This window comes from Pyrococcus kukulkanii, assembly GCF_041647995.1.
GTDB lineage: Archaea > Methanobacteriota_B > Thermococci > Thermococcales > Thermococcaceae > Pyrococcus.
Window position 1 is genome coordinate 284,612 of sequence record NZ_JARRIB010000001.1, and the last position, 18,226, is coordinate 302,837.

Below are 18,226 nucleotides of genomic sequence, written 5' to 3' on the forward strand. Positions count from 1 at the left end.
TTTACCTCACCCTCAAATGTACGTCACCTATTATGCAGTACAACCTCTCTCCAACCTTCACAGTTCTCGATGCCGGTCCATAAACACTCCCTATTATCTCATCCCTCAGAACCTCTTCGGGCGTTCCAAAAGCCACCAGTCTTCTGTCTATTAACATTACCTTGTCTCCTATTTCGATCAGCGGATTAACGTCGTGAGTCGTTATAATCATTGTAAGCCCGATCTCAGCCTTTATCTTTGAAAGGGTGGAAGTTGCATCTATCCTGGCCTTGGGGTCTAAAGCTGACAGGGGTTCGTCCAAGAGCAACAACTCAGGGTTCGACATTAGGGCTCGGGCAATTAAAACTCTCTGCCTCTGACCACCGCTGAGCTCCCTAAACGGTCTTTCGGCAAGGTACTTAAGCCCCAGGAAGTCCAGAACCTCCAGAGCCCTATCTATGATATCCCTGGGAACATTAAAGTGAACTATGCCCTTCCTATAAAGGGCACCCATCGCGACGACATCGAGAACACTTAAGGGAACTCTCGTGTTAAGGGAGAAGGTCTGAGGGACGTAAGCTACCCTATCTTTTACCTCGAGTGGAGGCCTCCCAAACACCAAGATCTTTCCCCTATATTCGGTGTGAAATCCAGCAAGAACCCTGAGTAGAGTTGTTTTACCTGCACCGTTAGGGCCAAGCAAGAGCATCGTCTCGCCTTTTTTAAGTTTAAACGTCAAATCTTTCACGGCCTCATAACCATTATAGGTTATCGTGAGGTTTTCTGCCTCTATAACGTACTCCATGTGGCCTCGCCGGAATTTGGTTCGCCTAATTCAGTTAAAAGGATTTTCATTAGGGGACAGTTCTGTGTATCAGCTATGAGCGCCCTCATCACCAGCTCAGCGGGTCCATCTTCATCATGCGAACCACTTTGGTACTAATGCGAGCTTTTAATACTTTTAGGCTTTCCGCACTATTCCGTCTCTAGCTATACGAGAAGCCACACATATTAGCTGTTTAGATTTCTACACTATTCGATGGTTTTTATTTACAACAATTCAAAATTCCACACTATTCAGTTCTACGGAAACTGCTATGATGTGAGAATTTATAGGTGCGGTTGGCCAGAGTTATTCTTTCCACACTATTCAGTTCTACGGAAACGTTGGGAACCTGGGGGCGTATACAGTGCTTGCTGATGCAGCAAGAACCGCTTTCCACACTATTCAGTTCTACGGAAACAATAAGGTTGAGGTCAAATCTGATAAGGGGGTTCCGGCTTTCCACACTATTCAGTTCTACGGAAACTAGGGTCGTCCTGACCGAGGCCGTCCCGACGGCGGCGGTGGACGCTTTCCACACTATTCAGTTCTACGGAAACGGGAAGGTATCCGCAATTACCGGGCTCCCAATAGGGGAGGTCACTTTCCACACTATTCAGTTCTACGGAAACCCCCCACTGATACGCCCAGACCTGAAGACGACCCCAGCGGGTTTCCACACTATTCAGTTCTACGGAAACGCAACAGGAAGGCAAGCAAGTTCGGCATGTTCGTCAGTTTCCACACTATTCAGTTCTACGGAAACTTTGGGTGTTTTGGCTTTTTTCGTTTGGTACTCTCTTGTGAGGGCTTAAATAATTTACCCTCGCAAGAAACCGGTAGCACCACCCTTCCTTTATAAACTTACCCTGAAAATAATGGAGGAAGTAGAGAGTAATAAACCATTAACTAAGAATTTCAAACTAGTAAAACAAGTTTTCGAACGGTCGAAACTCGACAAACACGATAAAAGTTCGAGCCGTCAAATTAACTCAAGAACGCGAGTTAACTAGAACTCCTAGACTATCTACTTCTGGGGTTTTAGGGCTTTAAATCTGAAACAGGGGGAGGAGGGGTTATAACTCACGAGTCAACCAAAACATCCAATAAATTACCACTGATGAGATAATCCAAAAACAAAAATCGATAATATTGGATTAAAACCAATATTATCCTGATCAAGCTCTTAAATTGGAATTCTAGACCCGAGCAGGTCTTTAACACCACAAAACAAGGCTAGAAAAACCAAAACACACGAATGAAAAAATTAACATGACAAAAAATGATACGAAAAAGGAAAACAGTAATACTGCCAAAATGTCAACTTGAAATGTGAGCAATCCAACCTCCCGGATTCTCTTTTCAAAGAACTGCCCCTATTTTCAAGCAAAGGTTTAAATTATATGCACATGAAATATAAATCCGAGGTGGCTTCTATGACCTACAGGGAGTATAGGGATAAGGTTCTGAACTTTATTGAGGAGCACGAAAAGTGGAGGAGCCATACCATAAACCTGATCGCGAGTGAGAACATAACTTCCCCAAGCGTTAATAGGGCAGTGGCTTCAGGTTTCATGCACAAGTACGCAGAGGGGTGGCCAAGGCAGAGGTACTATCAGGGATGTAAGTACGTTGACGAGGTCGAGCTCATTGGTGTCGAGCTCTTCACTAAGTTATTCAAGAGCGACTTTGCCGATCTAAGGCCAATCTCAGGAACTAATGCTAATCAAGCAGTATTCTTCGGCCTCGGCCAGCCTGGGGATAAGGTAATCGTCCTCCACACGAGCCATGGAGGGCATATAAGCCACATGCCATTCGGTGCTGCAGGAATGCGCGGCTTAGAAGTACATACCTGGCCCTTCGATAATGAGTCATTCAACATCGACGTTGACAAGGCCGAGAAGATGATAAGGGAACTTGAGCCAAAGATAGTCATGTTCGGCGGCTCACTCTTCCCGTTCCCGCACCCAGTCAAGGAGCTCGCTCCAGTTGCAAAGGAAGTTGGGGCATTCGTCGTTTACGATGCAGCCCACGTCCTCGGTCTAATCGCTGGAGGAGAGTTCCAAGATCCACTTAGGGAAGGAGCGGACATAATGACTGCTTCAACCCACAAGACCTTCCCAGGACCCCAGGGTGGAGTCATACTCTACAAGAAGTTTGCCGACGATGAAACCATAGCAAAGCTCCAGGGGGCGATCTTCCCAGGAGTGCTGAGCAACCACCACCTCCACCACATGGCCGGTAAGGTAATTACGGCTGCAGAGATGCTGGAGTACGGTGAAGCCTACGCAAAGCAGATCGTGAAGAACGCTAAGGCCTTGGCTGAAGCATTGGCAGAAGAAGGATTTAAGGTCATCGGTGAAGACCAGGGATACACGAAGAGCCACCAGGTAATAGTCGATGTCAGCGACCTACACCCGGCTGGAGGAGGTTGGGCAGCTCCACTCCTCGAGGAGGCTGGGATAATTCTCAACAAGAACCTCCTGCCGTGGGATCCGCTCGAGAAGGTCAACGAGCCTAGTGGATTGAGAATCGGAGTTCAGGAGATGACCAGGGTCGGAATGATGGAGGATGACATGAAGGAGATAGCCCACTTCATGAAGAGGGTTCTCTTGGACAAGGAGGATCCAAAGAAGGTCAGGAGAGACGTGTACTACTTCAGGCTTGAGTTCCAGAAGGTCTACTATTCGTTCGACTATGGTCTCCCAATGAAGAAGTAAACTCCTTCTATTTTCCCTTTCCCTCTTGATAATAATGTTTTTATTCCCCTTTAGAGATTCTCTTAAGGGTAGATATGATAAGGGTAGTATTTTTCGACCTTGATGATACGCTTGCCGATACAAGTAAGTTAGCCGAGATGGCGAGAAGGAACGCCATAGAGAATATGATCAGACATGGTCTCCCAGTTGATTTTGACACTGCATATTCCGAACTCATGGAGTTGATAAAGGAGTACGGAAGCAACTTCCCCCACCACTTTGATTACCTCCTCAGGAGACTTGACATCCCCTATGATCCAAAGCTTGTTGCGGCGGGGGTTATAGCTTACCATAACACGAAGTTCGCATACCTGAGGGAGGTTCCCGGAGCAAGAAAAACCCTAATAAGGCTGAGGGAGCTCGGCTACAGACTAGGGATAATTACAGACGGGAATCCAATAAAGCAGTGGGAGAAAATCCTAAGGCTTGAAATGGATGACTTCTTTGAGCACGTCGTAATCTCGGACTTTGAAGGAGTTAAGAAGCCGCATCCAAAGATATTTAAGAAGGCATTAAAGGCATTCAATGTCAAGCCTAGCGAGGCCATAATGGTTGGTGACAGGCTTTATTCGGACATATACGGGGCTAAGAAAGTTGGAATGAAAACCGTGTGGTTCAGGTACGGCAAGTATTCTGATAAAGAGGTCGAATACAGGGAGTACGCGGACTACGAGATCACTAAATTACAGCAGTTACTGGAGGTGCTTGAGCGTGAAAACGGTTCAGATAAGGAGGTTCATTCTACTTGACAACAAGTATAAGACCAAAATAATAAGCGGGAAGAAAGTAACGACTGTTAGGTATGGAAAGTACGAGGCTAAACCAGGAAGTGAAGTGTACATAGTCATAACCCCAAGCGACACCGCAATAGCCAAGGCCAAAATCAAGGAGATTCGAACTAAAAGGGTTAAGGAGCTTACAAATGAGGACGCGAAGCTTGATGGCTTTTCGAATGTAAAAGAGCTAGTTCGCGAGCTTTCAAGGATATACGGAGAGCTATATGGGGACGATGAGGTTACAATAATTGAGTTTGAGGACGTTAAACCATTAAGAGAGGGCATTCCACTTAAGTGGCTGAAAGGGCTAAACTATAGGGATCCGTATGAGATTGTGGAACTGGCCCTTGATAATTTTAGCAGTTTGAAATTAACCCAGGATGTAGAGATAATACTCAAGAGAATCAAGGAACGAGGAGTAAGAGAGGCCGCCAAGAATTTTGGGCCAAAGAGAGTGCAGCAGGCCCTACTTAGGGCATACCATGCCCTCTACGATAGGGGGTTACTGTAAAATCCTTGCGTGGAGCTTGGAGTAGCAGAGGTTATAAAGCCCCCAGGAGAATATCGGCAAAACGATAACGATAAGGATGGTGATAAAATGAGCTTCTTAGAGGTTTTAATATTATCCCTAATTCCAACCTTTGAAGGGAGGTACGCCGTCGTTTATGGGCTTGGAAGGGGATATCCCCCAATAGAAACAATAATAGCCTCAATTGTTGGAGTTCTTCTTTTGTCAATCGTGCTCCCCGTATCTCTGCCTCTGATAGACAGGATCATGCTAAGCTTAGAGGGCTCCCCATTTTTACTGGGAAAGATTGCCAAGTTTTACCTAAAATACCTAAAAAAGACAAGAAGAAAAGCAAAGCCGTACGTAGAGAAGTGGGGATTCATTGGTCTAACGATCTTTGTTGCCATACCACTCCCAGGAACTGGAGTTTGGACGGGAGCCCTGGCGGCTTACGTTCTCGGTATAGAGAGGAAAATCACAATGCCTGCATTAATACTTGGGGGTTTAATAAGCATAGCAATAACGGCACTACCAACCCTGGGACTGCTAAAAATTTAAAAATTTAATCAGGAGGAGACAGCGCAGGCTTTTGGCTGGTAGGCGTAGTTGAAGGCCTCAGGGTGGATGAAGTAGGCTATTTCCTCGAGGCCAAGAACTATCCTGGGGCCAGGCCTCGAAACTAAGTTATCATCGCTGATCACATAGACCCTACCGTTCTTGAAAGCGTTTGTCTTCGCTAGGGGAGTATTGCAGAGATCTCCGGGCTTAATACCAGCGTGATAAGAGATTATTACAATATCAGGATTCCTAGCGACTATATCTTCAGCACTCACGGTCTTCCAGCCTTCAATATCATGGAAGATGTTTTCTCCACCGGCGATGCTTATTAAGCTGTCCATGAATGTGCCCCTTCCAGCGGTCCAGTAGCCGTTCCAGTAGCCGACCAAGTAGAATACCTTAGGCCTTGAGGAGTTTGCAACCTTGGCTTGAACGCTTTCCACAATTGCTTTCATGTAGTTAACAACTCCTTCAGCCTCTTTTTCTCTGTTGACGACTTTACCGAGCTTTATTATCCACTCGTAGATTTCGCTCATGTTCTTTGGATCAACTATGATAACGGGAGCTATCTGCTGAAGCTTGTCTAGGTACTTAAGATGCATGCTAGTCCCGATTATGAGGTCGGGCTTCAGTGAAGCTATGACCTCAAGGTTAGGATTAGAGAAGTCACCGATTACTGCCCTCCCCTTCTGAACCTCAGGCGGGAAGTCATCGAACTTTGTAACTCCAACGACCTTGTCGAGGGCACCTATGAAGTACAGGGTCTCAGTAATTGAGGGGGCCAGCGAGACTATCCTTCGGGGTTCTTTCTTTATTGTAACTTTCCTTCCCACGGAATCAACGATCGTCAGAGGATAGTGAGCTGGTGTCGTCGTGGTTGTTATGGTCTGAGTAATGGTAATAGTGGTGACCTTACCCTGGGTTTCCGTGACGGTTATGGTCTTTGCAGGGGCCATTGTTGTTACCGTGGTTGTCTTAGTGCTTATGCACCCGCTCATGAAGACTATTAAAGCTAAGAACAGGACAATTGGGATCCTTTTCATTCTAGACCCTCCACTGGACTATTCATCCAGTCTATTTGAAAATAGCTTTAAAAGGTTTTGGATAAAAATACCAAGATAAAAATACCAAAGAAAAATCAGAACTTCTTGGCAAGTTCAAAGCCCTTATGAAGAGCCTTGAGGTTTATCTGTTCCGTTCCTTTGGGGACTGCATCTAAAACAGCCTTTTCTATGCTCTCCTTCTTAACGATGTCAGTGAGACCAACGAACAGGCCAAGGGTTAGTATGTTCATCGTCAAACTTAAGCCGGTAGTTTCTTCAGCTATCTTCGTCAGAGGATAAGCGTAAACCTTCTTTCCGCTCTCAAGTTCCTCGTTCCTGTGGGGGATTAAGTCCTCTTCAATAATTACCAAGCCTCCATCCTTAACCAAGGGAAGGTACTTATCGTAAGCCTGCTGGCTCAAAAGGATTGCATATTCAGGTTTTATCACCTTAGGGTAATCTATGGGCTCGTCACTTATCACGACCTCAGCTCTACTAGCCCCACCCCTTGACTCAGGCCCGTAAACTTGAGTCTGAACTGCGTGCAAGCCTTCGTAAACTGCAGCGGCCCTCCCCAGGATCACGCTGGCTAAGATGACACCCTGCCCTCCAAAGCCACCGATTAGAATTTCCTTCCTCATTCCTCCCACCCCATGATCTTCTTAGCTCTCTTTATGTACTCCCTGTACTCCCTAACGAGCCCAGGCCTATCCCTATCAACGAATTCCCCTATGACTATCTTACCCTCAAGCTCTTCTGGAGACATCTTTTTGGCCTTGTTGAGCGGGACGGTTATCTTCTGGTACCACCTTATGAGTTCTGGAGCCGTCTTCATTTTATTCCTCCTTCCGAAGCTTATAGGACACGGGGATAGGAACTCCACCAGCGTGAAACCCTCCTTGCTCAAGGCCTTCTTTATGCTGTTTATCCCCTGAATGTAGTTGAAGACGGTCCACCTTGCAACGTAATTTGCCCCGGCAGCAACCGCTAACTGAGCTATATCAAATGGGTTCTCGAACTGCCCGTATGGGGCCGTAGTGCCTCTAAGTCCTTTTGGAGTCGTTGGAGCCACTTGACCCCCGGTCATTCCATATGTGAAGTTGTTGATTAGAATGACGGTCACGTCAAGGTTCCTCCTTATCGCGTGGATGAGGTGATTTCCCCCTATAGCCGCAGCGTCACCATCTCCCATAAATGCAATTATCTTCAGCTCTGGATTCGCGAGCTTTATTCCAGTTGCAAATGCTAAGGCTCTCCCGTGAGTCGTGTGAAGGCCATCGAAGTTAACGAAGCCCGGAACTCTAGAGCTACAACCTATCCCACTCACCCACACTATCTTGTCAGGATCGAGGCCGAGCTCGTCAATCGCCCTAAGCGTAAACTGGAGGACGCTACCTATCCCACATCCCGGACAGAAGATAGTGGGAAGCATGTCCTTCCTCAGGTACTTGTCCCTTATCTCATAAGCAGAAACGAGCCTCACTTCATATCCCTCCTTATAAACTCAGTGATCTCCATTGGAGTGTGAGCCTCCCCACCGATCTTACTTATCAGCTTAACTGGAGCCTTTCCATTAGCTCCCTCCTTGACGAGATGGTAGAGCTGGCCAAGGTTCATCTCCGGGACGTACATCGCCTCGACTTTCTCAGCAATTCTTTCCATTAAGTCGAAGTCAAAGGGCCATATCGTATTTATCTTTACCAGCCCAGCTTTAATACCTTCATCTCTGAGCATCCTGACGGCTCTTAATGCCGATCTGGCAACTATGCCCGTAGCAACAACCGCGATTTCAGCATCCTCAAGCTCATAAGCCTGATAATCGAAGATGTCCTTCTTGTTCCTCTCAATCTTCTCAACTATCCTCCTGATTAGCCTCTCGTGAACTTCCCTCTCCACGGTTCTTGGCCTTCCCCTCTCATCATGAGTTAAGCCGGTAACGTACGTCTTGAAGCCCTTTCCGAATATCGGCATTGGGGGGACTAGGTCGCCGTGTGGATCTCCGAAGGGAAGCTTTACCTCCTCCTCGTTCTGGGGCAACTTCCTGTTCACGATCTCTATTTCTTCTGGGTTCGGGATGTAGATCCTCTCTCTCATGTGGCCAACTTCGGCATCCGTGAGGAGGATAACTGGGGTCCTGTACTTCTCGGCCAAATTAAAGGCCCTAATCGTGAAGTCAAACGCCTCTTGAACCGTGGAGGGGCTTAGAACTATGAGGGAGTGATCGCCGTGGGTTCCCCATATTGCCTGCATTATATCCCCTTGGGATGGCAGGGTGGGTTGACCTGTCGATGGCCCTCCCCTCTGAACGTCAACGACCACAATAGGAGTTTCGGTCATTACAGCATATCCAATGTTCTCCTGCATTAAGCTGAATCCTGGACCTGAAGTGGCAGTCATTGCCTTAGCTCCAGCCCAGGAAGCCCCTATTACCGCGGCTATGCTCGCTATCTCATCCTCCATTTGAATTACCACACCATCAATCAGGGGCATGTAGAGGGCCATCGCCTCAAATATCTCGCTTGCTGGAGTTATTGGATAGCCGGCGTAGAACCTGCAGCCTGCCAAAATTGCCGCTCTTGCTATAGCCTCATCACCCTGAATGAAGTCTACCTTACCCACGGGAAATGGAAACTTCATTTAGAACCAACCTCCAGCCCTTTTTTGAAGGCCTTAATGTTTATCTCCTCCGTTCCCTTCGGAACTCTCCTTCTAATGGCCTCTTCGACGCTCTCTGGCTTTACAACTCCGGTCTTAGCGATTAGATAACCTAAAGCAACCATATTTACTGTTAGAGCTAGTCCAGTTGTCTCTTCGGCTATCCTAGTGAACGGAGCTCCAACATAGTCCCTATCCGGCTTAACTAGGTCAGTATCGATGATGAGTAGTCCATCGGGCTTCAGCTTTGGCTTTGCAGTTTCATAGCCGAGCTGATGGAGGGCAACGAGAACATCAGCGTTTGTAACCATTAAATCGTAGATCTCGCCCTCAGATATTATCACGTCCGCTATGGAGTGGCCTCCCCTTGATGCCGAACTATAATCCTGGGTTTGGAGAACCTTCAATCCCTCAATAGCGGCCGCCTCTCCCAATATTACGCCTGCAAGCACAACACCCTGCCCGCCAATTCCCGCGAATCTAATCTGCATTTTCAATACCTCCCAGGTATTTCTTAGCAAATTTCAAAAACTCATTAGCCCCGTTTAAAATATCTAAAGCATCTTCTTTGCTGTATTCAATAAATACATCATAGTCAGCTACGTGTCTCATATTAAGAGCCTTTGAGTATATTGTATAGAGAGCCATTGGCATTTCTTTAGTTTTAACGAACTCCCTTCCAAGCAGAGAATGAACGCCTGCATGGCTTTTTGGTGATATTCCTTTAGCTAAGAGTAAAGCACGAGCCCAGTAATACATTGAATAATATGCATTCGAAATGGCAAAATTGTAGTATCCTTTTAGATATAATTCCCAAGCAGCTTCTAGTCTCTCCTTAGCCCTTTTCAGTAAAGCGTTGATTTCTTCCCTCATATAAGCATGCCCTCCTTCACTGCAATTCTGTACAAAAGATCCCTCCTTGTATGGAGGACTATCATCACCGAAATTCCCAGTCTGAGAGTAAGCTCCGCACTAAGCTTTCCTACTATGTCCCAGTCAGTGGACCTAATCTCATCAACCACCACCAGCACGTCGAGATCACTCTCTGGAGTAGAGTCTCCTCTAGCCCTAGAACCGAAGACTATGATTTCTTTAACTCGGTCACCAAATGCCCTTCTTATTTCCCCTCCTACCTCTTCAAACACTTTTACCACCATCAAGCCCATACTTCTTCTGAACCTCCTCAATCAGCTTGTTGAGTTCCTCTGTAAACTCAGGCCTCTTCCTGTGGACGAACTCGCCGATTACGAACTTGCCTTCAAGCTCCTCCTCGCTCATCTTCTTTGCCTTGCTTACTGGGACTGAATTCTTCAAGAACCAGCGAAGCATCTCGGCAGGCTCCTTCATCCTGTTTCTCCTTCCGAACTGGACTGGACACTGAGAGATTACCTCAACGAGCGAGAAGCCCTTCGTCGTTAAGGCTTTCTTTATGCTCTCTATAAGCTGGTAGACATGGGCAGTGGTCCACCTTGCAACGTAGCTTGCCCCAGCTGCTGCAACGGTTTCCGCTATTTTTAACGGATGTTCAACGTTCCTGTAAGGTGTTGTCGTTGTTATAGCTCCAAAAGGAGTCGTTGGGGCCACCTGACCACCCGTCATGCCATAGACGAAGTTGTTAACTAAGATCACAGTTATATCTATATTCCTCCTCGCCGCATGGATCAAGTGGTTTCCACCTATGCTCGCCAGATCACCGTCACCGCTTATCACTACCACGTACTTATCCGGTAACCCAACCTTAACGCCAGTTGCGAAGGCTATTGCTCTCCCATGGGTCGTGTGAAGGGTGTCAGCCAGGAAGTAGGGTGAGGCTATCCAAGCTGAACAGCCTATACCACTCACCACTATAAGATCCCTGGGATCGATCTTGAGTTGATCAATGGCATTGGCAAATGCGTTCAGAACTGTACCACCACCACATCCCGGGCATAGAGCAGTTGGCAAGGCTTCCTGCCTCAGATACTTGACCATAGGATACTTAGAATAGATCTTAACCATCAAGCAACACCCCTAATCTCCCTCAAAATTTCCTCAACCGTTAATGGAACTCCCCCGATCTTATTAACTCCTCTCAGAATCACGTCATCGTTAACGAACCTCTGAACCTCGAGGATCATCTGGCCAAGGTTCATCTCAGGAACGAGAATGGCCCTCACTTTCTTCCCGAGCTCTCTCATTCTCTTCCCAGGGAAGGGATGAACGGTCTTGGGGACAAACAAGCCCGCCTTTATGCCCTCTTCTCTAGCCTTCAAAACTGCTCCAAGCGAGGGTCTAGCTGAAACTCCCCAGCTCACCACCAATATTTCTGCATCGTCAGTGTAGTACTCCTCGTACTTTTCATACACACCTTTATTCTTCTCTATCTTCCTGTGAATCCTCCTTACGAGCCTATCATGCACCTCCGGAGTGTAAACATCCCTAAGGCCATTCTCCTTGTGAGTTGAACCTGTAACGTGGGTGAAGTAGCCGTGGCCGAAGAGGGGCATCGGCGGTACCCCATCACCGTGTGGATCCCCAAAGGGGAGCTTTGCCTCCTCCTCATTCTGAGGCAACTTCCTATAAGTTATTTCCACCTCATCGGGATCAGGAATCCTTATCTGCTCCCTAGTGTGTCCGAGTATTCCATCAAACAAAACAACAACTGGAGTTCTAAGCCTTTCAGCAATGTTGAAGGCCCTTATCGTCTCCCAGAAGGCATCCTCAACGCTTATAGGGGAGAGAGCAACGATCGGATGATCACCATGAGTGCCCCACCTCGCCTGGAAGAAGTCTCCCTGGGCACCCTTCGTTGCTTGACCTGTGGATGGACCGCTCCTCTGAACATCAACCAAAACGAGAGGAGTTTCAGTCATTACAGCGTAGCCAAGATTTTCCTGCATTAAGCTGAATCCTGGACCAGAGGTAGCTGTCATGACCTTAAAGCCAGTCCAAGAAGCACCTATCATTGCGGCGATGCTCGCAATCTCGTCCTCCATCTGAAGGTAGTAACCCCCAACTTTAGGTAGCTCTCTGGCCATGGTTTCAGCTATCTCACTCGAGGGGGTTATTGGATAGCCGGCGTAGAACCTACAGCCAGCGAAGATCGCACCGTAAGCTACAGCTTCATCTCCCATCATGAAGTAGTTGCCCGGCTTGTATAGCTTCCTCAACAACTCCTTTTGCTCAGGCTCGTCACCCCTAATTATCATCTCTACCACCTTACCGCAATAGCAAAGTCTGGGCAGAGTAGCTCACAGAGCTTACACCGAACGCACTTCTCGGCATGAACCGGGACTGGATAGTGCACTCCCTTCTCGCTGAGCTCCTTGCTCCACTCGAAAACCTTCCTGGGGCACATCTCAACGCATATTCCGCAACCCTTGCAGAGAAAAGTATCGACACTTATCTCAACATTCTGAGCCTTCCCTATGACAAGGTACCCCTCCTTAGTAACCCGGGTTGAACCTTCGACGTTTGCCATATCGATCACCTGCAATCCCCTAACAGCTTTTACATTTGTAAACCATTTAAATCTTTCGTGAGTGAACCGAACGTTTAGAAAATAAAGTTGTTAGCTTTTCAATAGGCCAGAATTCATGAAACTTTAGCAATTTTTTGTTTTATTCTGCCAAGGGGTTCGAACTATTTGACCAAAATTAGTCAAGATTACTTAGATGTTCCAGATACATTTGAATGCATTTTCTTGAACTTAAATCCTTATATACGGATGGGGAAATCTCAGAGGGGGAAAGACATGTTCGGAAAGCTTAAGGAAAAATTAAGGTCATTTGTAAAGAGGGTTGAGGAGAACGTCGAAAAGGAGGAGAAAGAAGCTGAGAAAAAGGGATTACTGGATAAGCTATTAATGGTTGAAATAAAGGAGAAAGATGTCGATGAGGCACTGGATGAGCTGGAACTCGAGCTTTTAGAGGCAGATGTAGCCCTAGAAGTAGTTGACGCCCTTAGGGAGAAGATAAAAGAGAAATTAGTTGGCAGGAAAGTTAGGATAGGAACCAACAAGGAAAAAATCATCGAAGAAGCCGTCAGAGAGGCCATATCCGAAATACTTGAGACGTCTAGAAGGATAGACCTGATAGAAGAGATAAAGAAGGCCGAGAAGCCGTACGTAATAATGTTCGTCGGATTTAATGGCTCAGGAAAAACGACCACAATAGCGAAGATAGCGAACTGGCTCAAGAAGAACGGCTTCAGCGTTGTGATAGCGGCAAGCGACACCTTCAGGGCTGGAGCAATCGAACAGTTAGAGGAACACGCCAAGAGAGTTGGAGTTAGGGTTATAAAGCACTCCTACGGCGCGGATCCGGCTGCAGTTGCCTATGATGCAATTCAACACGCCAAAGCTAGAGGTATTGACGTTGTCCTCATAGATACCGCTGGAAGGAGCGAGACTAACAGGAATCTTATGGATGAGATGAAGAAGATAGCAAGGGTTACAAAGCCGAACTTGGTGGTCTTTGTGGGCGATGCACTAGCTGGAAACGCAATAGTTGAGCAGGCGAGGCAGTTCAACGAGGCGGTAAAGATAGATGCTGTGGTGCTCACAAAGCTAGATGCAGATGCAAGGGGAGGGGCGGCGTTAAGCATAAGCCACGTCATAAATGCACCAATAATATTCGTCGGCGTTGGTCAGGGGTATGACGATTTAATGCCATTCGATAAAAACTGGTTCCTTGAAAGGATATTTGGTGAGGCCAATGCTTAAAGAAACTGGAAAAGGAACGATTATTCAGGTTATAGTTAAACCAAATGCAAAAGAAAACAAAGTAGAAGGCATAGATCCATGGAGAAATAGGCTGAAAGTAAGCGTTAAAGCCCCTCCAGTAGGAGGGAAGGCCAACAAAGAACTAGTCAAGTTTCTCTCAAAATTCTTTGGTGCGGAAGTCAAGATAGTAAGGGGGGAAACCTCAAGAGAAAAAGACTTGCTCGTGAAGCTAGGAATAGAAGAAGTTAAGAGGAAATTAAAGCTCTAACTCTTCTCCAGGTTTTAGTATGACTACCTTTGCCTTTTCCCCCACCAACTTCTTAAACTCCTCTGGGTCAGCAGCAATTGGTGGCCAGGTGTTGTAGTGCATTGGAACTACATACTTTGGCTTGAGCAACTCAACGGCCTTAGCGGCCTCCTTTGGACCCATAGTAAAGTGTCCACCTATTGGAAGTAAGGCAACGTCAATTGGCCCGTAGAGCTCGGCGAAGAGCTCCATATCCTTAAACACAAAGGTGTCTCCAGCGTGGTAAATCTTTACTCCATCGATCTCAACTATGTAACCACAGGCATTTCCTATGCTGTACTTTCCGTCGCTACTTGAGTGCCACGCTGGAACCTGAACGATTTTAACGCCATCAACCTCTGTGGGACCATAGTTCATGCCAACGGTCTCAACTCCCCTGTACTTCTCGCTGATGTAGTTCGCTATATCGTACATTGCAACTACCTTTGCCCCGCTGAGCTTGGCTATCTCCCCCGCATCTCCGAGGTGGTCTCCGTGGGCGTGCGTAACTAAGATTAGGTCAACATCCCTAAAGTCTTCAGGCTTGGCCGCGGCCTGTGGGTTACCGTTCAGAAATGGATCGATGAGTATCTTCTTGCTTCCCTCAATGTAAAAGGCTGCATGCCCCAGGAACTTCACCTTTACCATGCTCCTCACCCCAGGATATAATAACCAAAGCTTACTTTAAACTTTTCGACCTCAATTTTATAAAACCGATCGGGAAAGAGAGTTCGGGAGCAGAGATGCCAACGAACGTTACGGCAGAGTATCTAGCGGCTGAAGAGGAGTATAGGAACGCCAAGACTATTCCAGAAAAGATCAGGGCACTTGAGAAGATGTATGCCTTAGTTCCAAAGCACAAGGGGACTGAAAAGCTCAGACTGCAGATAAAGAGGAAGCTGGCAGAGCTGAGGAAAGAGCTGGAGAAGCAGAGACAGCAGAAAAAAGGAGGAGGTTATTCTTTAGCGGTGAAGAAGGAAGGAGCTGCCCAGATAGTCCTAGTGGGCCTGCCGAACGTTGGGAAATCAGAGCTCTTAAGAGCCTTAACAGGAGTAGATGTTGAGAGCGCAGATTACCCCTTCACGACAACGGAGCCAATTCCGGCAATGATGAACTACAAGGACGTGCAGATACAGCTTGTAGAGGTTCCCGGGCTACTGGAAGGAGCAGCGTTAGGGAAGGGAATGGGACCGCAACTTCTAGCTGTGATAAGGAACGCGGACGCGATAGCTATAGTCGTTGATCTGAGTGAAGACCCAATTAGGCAGATGGAAATCTTACTCAGAGAATTCGAGAGGGCTGGAATAAAGATCAACAAGAGGAGGCCAAGGGTGGAGGTCAGAAAAACGCCGAGGGGAGGAATAGTAATTAACGGAGCGGAGAACATTAAAGGGGACATCAACGAAGTCATGAAAATGCTGAGGGAAGAGAAAATACATTCTGCGGAGATAACGGTTAAAGAGCCCGTGACACTGGAGGAATTTGCCGATGCCCTTGACGATAGCTTGGTCTGGAGGAAGGCAATAATAATAGCCAATAAGGGAGATGCCCCAGGGAGTAGGAAGAATTATGAAAGGCTCGTGAAGGCCTATGGAGAGAAGTTCAGGATAATCCCCGTCTCAGCTAAGAAGAGGATAAACTTAGAGGCAGTTAAGGAAGCATTATACAATGTCGCAGACATAATAAGGGTATTCACAAAGAGCCCAGGAGAAGAGCCAGCTTATCCACCGATAGCGCTGAAGAAGGGGTCAACTGTCCTAGATGTAGCAGAGAGAATTCACAAAGAGTTCGTGAAGAACTTTAAGTATGCGAGAGTTTGGGGAAAAAGCGTAAAGTTCCCAGGTCAGAGAGTTGGCCCGGATCACGTTCTAGAGGATGGGGATATCGTGGAAATTCACGCGAGGTAGTTTAGTGCTTAGGACCATGATTTAGATGAGCTCTACCATTTTCACCGTGTCCCCTAGTCTTCTCCCTTATTAGTTTCATTGCCATCTCCACGTAATTCATTGCCTCTCCAACGTTGCCACTCTCAAGCGCAGATTCTGCCTTTTCAATCAGTGGCAAGATATTACTTACGTCAATTCCCCTTGCCTTTAACCTTATTACCGTGATCTCAAGCATTTTAATTCTCCTCGATATTTCAAGACCAGGACCCTTCTCTCCAGCCCTGGCAAGAACTATTGCTCTTTCAGCTCTTATTTTTGCATTTTTAGCGTACTCATATGCCTTGATATAGTCCCCTTCTTCGTATGAGCTTTTCGCTTTCTTGAGATATCCCTTTGCAGCATCTAGGAAAACCCAAGCTCTAGCTCCCATACTACCTATTGATTCCACTTCTCTCAACACTTCTTCAGCCCTAGAAATTACGATGGAAGATTCTTCTATTGTCTCTTTAGCAACTTCTTGAGTTATGACAACCCTCATCCTGCTCCCCACCCTAAACTTCCCCGTTATTTTTTCCATAATCTCCTCGGAGTCTCTACTCATAATTGCAACCACATCTTCCTCCGGTATCGTAATGTTGACTGGATTATAACCAATAAATATTGGGATCACTCCCTTCATGCTTCTAACCTTCATAATGGCTCCAAAGTCCCAGCCATAGACAACTGCAAACTTTATATCTTTGAATAAATCTGGATAGTCTTTTTTGATCCAATTTATAACAACCTGGGCTGTTTCAACTCTAGTTGAACCATAGAGCCTGGTATGTGGGATGCCCAAGTCCTCAAGGTCTTTTTCATATTCCTCAGGAACTGCCATAGGACCACCAATTATTAAAACGAAAGAAGGATCTGCATCTAAAATTTTTGGCACTACAGACTCATTGTAAATACCCCAGGGAGAAACTATAACTTTAGCATCCAACACTACCGCGATCTTTTGAGCCAGAGTTAGATCGGCTTCGTTATCGCTAACTAGAATTACAAAATCCCTAACTTGAGCATTTATATAACCTGGAAGTGCAATTGTAAGCAACAAAAGTGACAAAAAGATTGAAAATAGGGCTCTCATAATTATCACCTCACATAACTCTTTAATTTATTAACCCTTTTTTCTTTGATTTTCTTTCTTAAACCTTTTTCGATTTCCTCTATGAGCATCTTCGCCTTCTCTACGTCCCCATTCTTTAGTGCCATTTTTGCCTGCTCCAAGATATCCTTTTCAATAGAGACGTTAGCTCCACCCGCTTCAAGTCTTAGCATTACCCTCTCAAGAAGCCTTATCCTAAGCCTGAGCCTCATAACATGGTTCATCCTCATGTTTCTTTCAAATTCCTTAGTCGAATAACTGATAACCACTTCAGCGAGCCTCCTTGATGCAACGGCCAAGCCAAACGCTTCCCCATACTTGCCCTCTTCATAGGCCTTCTTCGCAAGTTCAAGCTTTTCCTTGGCTAGCTTTACTAGCCTCTCAGCACTTGGATTAGTTACGTTACCAAGTATGCTTTCCGCAAGGGCGACTTTTTCCTGGGCCACCTCAATGGCTTCCTTGGCCTCTTCAGAGGTAACGTTAGCAATTACCTCCCTGACTTTTACCCTTACCTTTTCCTTAACCTTCTTCATTATTCTCTCACTGAACTTACTCCTAACTATCTCCACATTCCTGAACTGCTTCACTATGGTTTCGTTTACTGTGTCGTTCTTTACAAGGATCGGGATTATGCAACCCTTGTTTCTAAGATGTAGCATTGCAGCATAGTCCCATCCATAAGCTATTGCAGCGGTTACGTTGTTAAGTAAGTCAGGATAGTTCTCCAGCAGGAACTCAATGAGACCCTGGTTAGTCTCAACTCTATCTCGTCCCCCTATCCTCGTAACGTTAATTCCAAGGTTCTCCAGCTCATCTTCATATACTGAAACCACTGCAAGAGGCCCGCCTATTATAAGAACAATGTCCGGACTAAGGCCGACTATCTGGGAGATCACTGACTCGTTAAACATACCCCACTTTGTTACAACGACTGTCGCATTTAGCAACTCACCAACCTTTTGAGCAAGCGTTAGATCAGCCTCATTGTCACTCACTAAGATTACCAAGCTCTGTGTCTCGGCACTTACTTGGGCAACCCCAATTCCGCTCAGTACTAACAATACTGAAACTAATATACCAAGCACCTTCCTCATATCCATCACC

General features: G+C 46.4%; 21 protein-coding genes and 1 CRISPR repeat array. Of the genes, 7 read left to right on the forward strand and 14 right to left on the reverse strand.

Going from position 1 to position 18,226, the window contains the following annotated elements; translation table 11 throughout:
- Position 1: 1 nt before the first annotated feature.
- Positions 2 to 784, reverse strand: a complete 783-nt coding sequence (locus tag P8X24_RS01715; RefSeq protein WP_372913781.1) for a metal ABC transporter ATP-binding protein — start codon at positions 782 to 784, stop codon at positions 2 to 4.
- A 259-nt stretch (positions 785 to 1,043) separates the two neighbouring features.
- A CRISPR array of direct repeats spans positions 1,044 to 1,568; the repeat unit is 29 nt; unit sequence CTTTCCACACTATTCAGTTCTACGGAAAC.
- A 670-nt stretch (positions 1,569 to 2,238) separates the two neighbouring features.
- Here P8X24_RS01715 and glyA point away from each other — a divergent pair.
- From glyA to P8X24_RS01735, 4 genes are all read left to right on the forward strand, one after another.
- Positions 2,239 to 3,522 (forward strand): serine hydroxymethyltransferase, encoded by a 1,284-nt coding sequence (gene glyA / locus P8X24_RS01720; protein ID WP_372913782.1) that lies wholly within the window; start codon positions 2,239 to 2,241, stop codon positions 3,520 to 3,522.
- Positions 3,523 to 3,596: 74 nt separating this feature from the next.
- On the forward strand, positions 3,597 to 4,310 hold the full coding sequence (locus P8X24_RS01725; RefSeq protein WP_372913783.1) for a TIGR02253 family HAD-type hydrolase: 714 nt from the start codon (positions 3,597 to 3,599) through the stop codon (positions 4,308 to 4,310).
- Entirely contained in the window at positions 4,273 to 4,848 is a 576-nt protein-coding gene (locus P8X24_RS01730) for an ASCH domain-containing protein (protein WP_372913784.1), read from the forward strand. The genes P8X24_RS01725 and P8X24_RS01730 overlap by 38 nt, the downstream gene beginning before the upstream one ends.
- Positions 4,849 to 4,935: 87 nt before the next feature.
- Entirely contained in the window at positions 4,936 to 5,403 is a 468-nt protein-coding gene (locus tag P8X24_RS01735) for a COG2426 family protein (RefSeq protein WP_372913785.1), read from the forward strand.
- An 8-nt stretch (positions 5,404 to 5,411) separates the two neighbouring features.
- Here P8X24_RS01735 and P8X24_RS01740 read toward each other — a convergent pair whose 3' ends face one another.
- From P8X24_RS01740 to P8X24_RS01785, 10 genes are all read right to left on the reverse strand, one after another.
- Positions 5,412 to 6,446 carry an ABC transporter substrate-binding protein gene (locus P8X24_RS01740; protein ID WP_372913786.1) on the reverse strand — a complete coding sequence of 345 codons (1,035 nt, stop codon included), beginning with the start codon at positions 6,444 to 6,446 and terminating at the stop codon, positions 5,412 to 5,414.
- Positions 6,447 to 6,541: 95 nt separating this feature from the next.
- Complete coding sequence (locus tag P8X24_RS01745) at positions 6,542 to 7,087, reverse strand: 2-oxoacid:ferredoxin oxidoreductase subunit gamma (protein ID WP_372913787.1); 546 nt, start codon at positions 7,085 to 7,087, stop codon at positions 6,542 to 6,544.
- A complete protein-coding gene (locus tag P8X24_RS01750; protein ID WP_372913788.1) occupies positions 7,084 to 7,929 on the reverse strand; it encodes a 2-oxoacid:ferredoxin oxidoreductase subunit beta in 846 nt (281 codons plus the stop codon). The genes P8X24_RS01745 and P8X24_RS01750 overlap by 4 nt, the downstream gene beginning before the upstream one ends.
- The gene (locus tag P8X24_RS01755) at positions 7,926 to 9,083 is read right to left on the reverse strand and encodes a 2-oxoacid:acceptor oxidoreductase subunit alpha (protein WP_372913789.1); all 1,158 of its coding nucleotides are present in this window, start codon (positions 9,081 to 9,083) and stop codon (positions 7,926 to 7,928) included. Before P8X24_RS01755 ends, P8X24_RS01750 begins: the two co-directional genes overlap by 4 nt.
- A complete protein-coding gene (locus P8X24_RS01760; protein WP_372913790.1) occupies positions 9,080 to 9,592 on the reverse strand; it encodes a 2-oxoacid:ferredoxin oxidoreductase subunit gamma in 513 nt (170 codons plus the stop codon). The genes P8X24_RS01755 and P8X24_RS01760 overlap by 4 nt, the downstream gene beginning before the upstream one ends.
- A complete protein-coding gene (locus P8X24_RS01765) occupies positions 9,582 to 9,974 on the reverse strand; it encodes a HEPN domain-containing protein (protein WP_372913791.1) in 393 nt (130 codons plus the stop codon). The genes P8X24_RS01760 and P8X24_RS01765 overlap by 11 nt, the downstream gene beginning before the upstream one ends.
- Positions 9,971 to 10,246 (reverse strand): nucleotidyltransferase domain-containing protein, encoded by a 276-nt coding sequence (locus tag P8X24_RS01770; RefSeq protein WP_372913792.1) that lies wholly within the window; start codon positions 10,244 to 10,246, stop codon positions 9,971 to 9,973. The genes P8X24_RS01765 and P8X24_RS01770 overlap by 4 nt, the downstream gene beginning before the upstream one ends.
- On the reverse strand, positions 10,239 to 11,099 hold the full coding sequence (locus P8X24_RS01775; protein WP_372913793.1) for a 2-oxoacid:ferredoxin oxidoreductase subunit beta: 861 nt from the start codon (positions 11,097 to 11,099) through the stop codon (positions 10,239 to 10,241). Before P8X24_RS01775 ends, P8X24_RS01770 begins: the two co-directional genes overlap by 8 nt.
- Complete coding sequence (locus tag P8X24_RS01780; RefSeq protein ID WP_372913794.1) at positions 11,099 to 12,289, reverse strand: 2-oxoacid:acceptor oxidoreductase subunit alpha; 1,191 nt, start codon at positions 12,287 to 12,289, stop codon at positions 11,099 to 11,101. The genes P8X24_RS01775 and P8X24_RS01780 overlap by 1 nt, the downstream gene beginning before the upstream one ends.
- 2 nt (positions 12,290 to 12,291) lie before the next feature.
- Positions 12,292 to 12,561: a 2-oxoglutarate ferredoxin oxidoreductase subunit delta gene (locus P8X24_RS01785; RefSeq protein WP_372913795.1), complete on the reverse strand. Its 270-nt coding sequence runs from the start codon at positions 12,559 to 12,561 to the stop codon at positions 12,292 to 12,294.
- Positions 12,562 to 12,834: 273 nt separating this feature from the next.
- Between P8X24_RS01785 and ftsY the strand changes: the two genes are divergently transcribed.
- Together ftsY and P8X24_RS01795 are read left to right on the forward strand one after the other, a co-directional pair.
- Positions 12,835 to 13,803, forward strand: coding sequence for a signal recognition particle-docking protein FtsY (gene ftsY, locus P8X24_RS01790; RefSeq protein WP_372913796.1), 969 nt, complete (start codon positions 12,835 to 12,837; stop codon positions 13,801 to 13,803).
- Positions 13,796 to 14,071, forward strand: a complete 276-nt coding sequence (locus tag P8X24_RS01795) for a DUF167 family protein (RefSeq protein WP_372913797.1) — start codon at positions 13,796 to 13,798, stop codon at positions 14,069 to 14,071. Before ftsY ends, P8X24_RS01795 begins: the two co-directional genes overlap by 8 nt.
- On the opposite strand, the gene P8X24_RS01800 is transcribed toward P8X24_RS01795, so the two are convergent.
- Complete coding sequence (locus P8X24_RS01800) at positions 14,060 to 14,737, reverse strand: metal-dependent hydrolase (protein ID WP_068578901.1); 678 nt, start codon at positions 14,735 to 14,737, stop codon at positions 14,060 to 14,062. The genes P8X24_RS01795 and P8X24_RS01800 overlap by 12 nt on opposite strands.
- A 95-nt stretch (positions 14,738 to 14,832) precedes the next feature.
- Here P8X24_RS01800 and P8X24_RS01805 point away from each other — a divergent pair, with 95 nt between their 5' ends.
- Positions 14,833 to 15,996 (forward strand): OBG GTPase family GTP-binding protein, encoded by a 1,164-nt coding sequence (locus tag P8X24_RS01805; RefSeq protein WP_372913798.1) that lies wholly within the window; start codon positions 14,833 to 14,835, stop codon positions 15,994 to 15,996.
- A gap of 1 nt (position 15,997) precedes the next feature.
- Here P8X24_RS01805 and P8X24_RS01810 read toward each other — a convergent pair whose 3' ends face one another.
- Positions 15,998 to 17,104 carry a cell wall-binding repeat-containing protein gene (locus P8X24_RS01810; protein ID WP_372913799.1) on the reverse strand — a complete coding sequence of 369 codons (1,107 nt, stop codon included), beginning with the start codon at positions 17,102 to 17,104 and terminating at the stop codon, positions 15,998 to 16,000.
- Between the two features lie 5 nt (positions 17,105 to 17,109).
- On the reverse strand, positions 17,110 to 18,216 hold the full coding sequence (locus tag P8X24_RS01815) for a cell wall-binding repeat-containing protein (RefSeq protein WP_372913800.1): 1,107 nt from the start codon (positions 18,214 to 18,216) through the stop codon (positions 17,110 to 17,112).
- Positions 18,217 to 18,226 lie beyond the last annotated feature (10 nt).

What these genes read in the sequence shown, in the direction of transcription:
- P8X24_RS01715 (WP_372913781.1), bottom strand. Translation starts at nt 784, where the DNA reads ATGGAGTACGTTATAGAGGCAGAAAACCTCACGATAACCTATAATGGT.
- glyA (WP_372913782.1), top strand. Translation starts at nt 2,239, where the DNA reads ATGACCTACAGGGAGTATAGGGATAAGGTTCTGAACTTTATTGAGGAG.
- P8X24_RS01725 (WP_372913783.1), top strand. Translation starts at nt 3,597, where the DNA reads ATGATAAGGGTAGTATTTTTCGACCTTGATGATACGCTTGCCGATACA.
- P8X24_RS01735 (WP_372913785.1), top strand. Translation starts at nt 4,936, where the DNA reads ATGAGCTTCTTAGAGGTTTTAATATTATCCCTAATTCCAACCTTTGAA.
- P8X24_RS01740 (WP_372913786.1), bottom strand. Translation starts at nt 6,446, where the DNA reads ATGAAAAGGATCCCAATTGTCCTGTTCTTAGCTTTAATAGTCTTCATG.
- P8X24_RS01745 (WP_372913787.1), bottom strand. Translation starts at nt 7,087, where the DNA reads ATGAGGAAGGAAATTCTAATCGGTGGCTTTGGAGGGCAGGGTGTCATC.
- P8X24_RS01755 (WP_372913789.1), bottom strand. Translation starts at nt 9,083, where the DNA reads ATGAAGTTTCCATTTCCCGTGGGTAAGGTAGACTTCATTCAGGGTGAT.
- P8X24_RS01760 (WP_372913790.1), bottom strand. Translation starts at nt 9,592, where the DNA reads ATGCAGATTAGATTCGCGGGAATTGGCGGGCAGGGTGTTGTGCTTGCA.
- P8X24_RS01765 (WP_372913791.1), bottom strand. Translation starts at nt 9,974, where the DNA reads ATGAGGGAAGAAATCAACGCTTTACTGAAAAGGGCTAAGGAGAGACTA.
- P8X24_RS01775 (WP_372913793.1), bottom strand. Translation starts at nt 11,099, where the DNA reads ATGGTTAAGATCTATTCTAAGTATCCTATGGTCAAGTATCTGAGGCAG.
- P8X24_RS01780 (WP_372913794.1), bottom strand. Translation starts at nt 12,289, where the DNA reads ATGATAATTAGGGGTGACGAGCCTGAGCAAAAGGAGTTGTTGAGGAAG.
- P8X24_RS01785 (WP_372913795.1), bottom strand. Translation starts at nt 12,561, where the DNA reads ATGGCAAACGTCGAAGGTTCAACCCGGGTTACTAAGGAGGGGTACCTT.
- ftsY (WP_372913796.1), top strand. Translation starts at nt 12,835, where the DNA reads ATGTTCGGAAAGCTTAAGGAAAAATTAAGGTCATTTGTAAAGAGGGTT.
- P8X24_RS01795 (WP_372913797.1), top strand. Translation starts at nt 13,796, where the DNA reads ATGCTTAAAGAAACTGGAAAAGGAACGATTATTCAGGTTATAGTTAAA.
- P8X24_RS01800 (WP_068578901.1), bottom strand. Translation starts at nt 14,737, where the DNA reads ATGGTAAAGGTGAAGTTCCTGGGGCATGCAGCCTTTTACATTGAGGGA.
- P8X24_RS01805 (WP_372913798.1), top strand. Translation starts at nt 14,833, where the DNA reads ATGCCAACGAACGTTACGGCAGAGTATCTAGCGGCTGAAGAGGAGTAT.
- P8X24_RS01810 (WP_372913799.1), bottom strand. Translation starts at nt 17,104, where the DNA reads ATGAGAGCCCTATTTTCAATCTTTTTGTCACTTTTGTTGCTTACAATT.
- P8X24_RS01815 (WP_372913800.1), bottom strand. Translation starts at nt 18,216, where the DNA reads ATGAGGAAGGTGCTTGGTATATTAGTTTCAGTATTGTTAGTACTGAGC.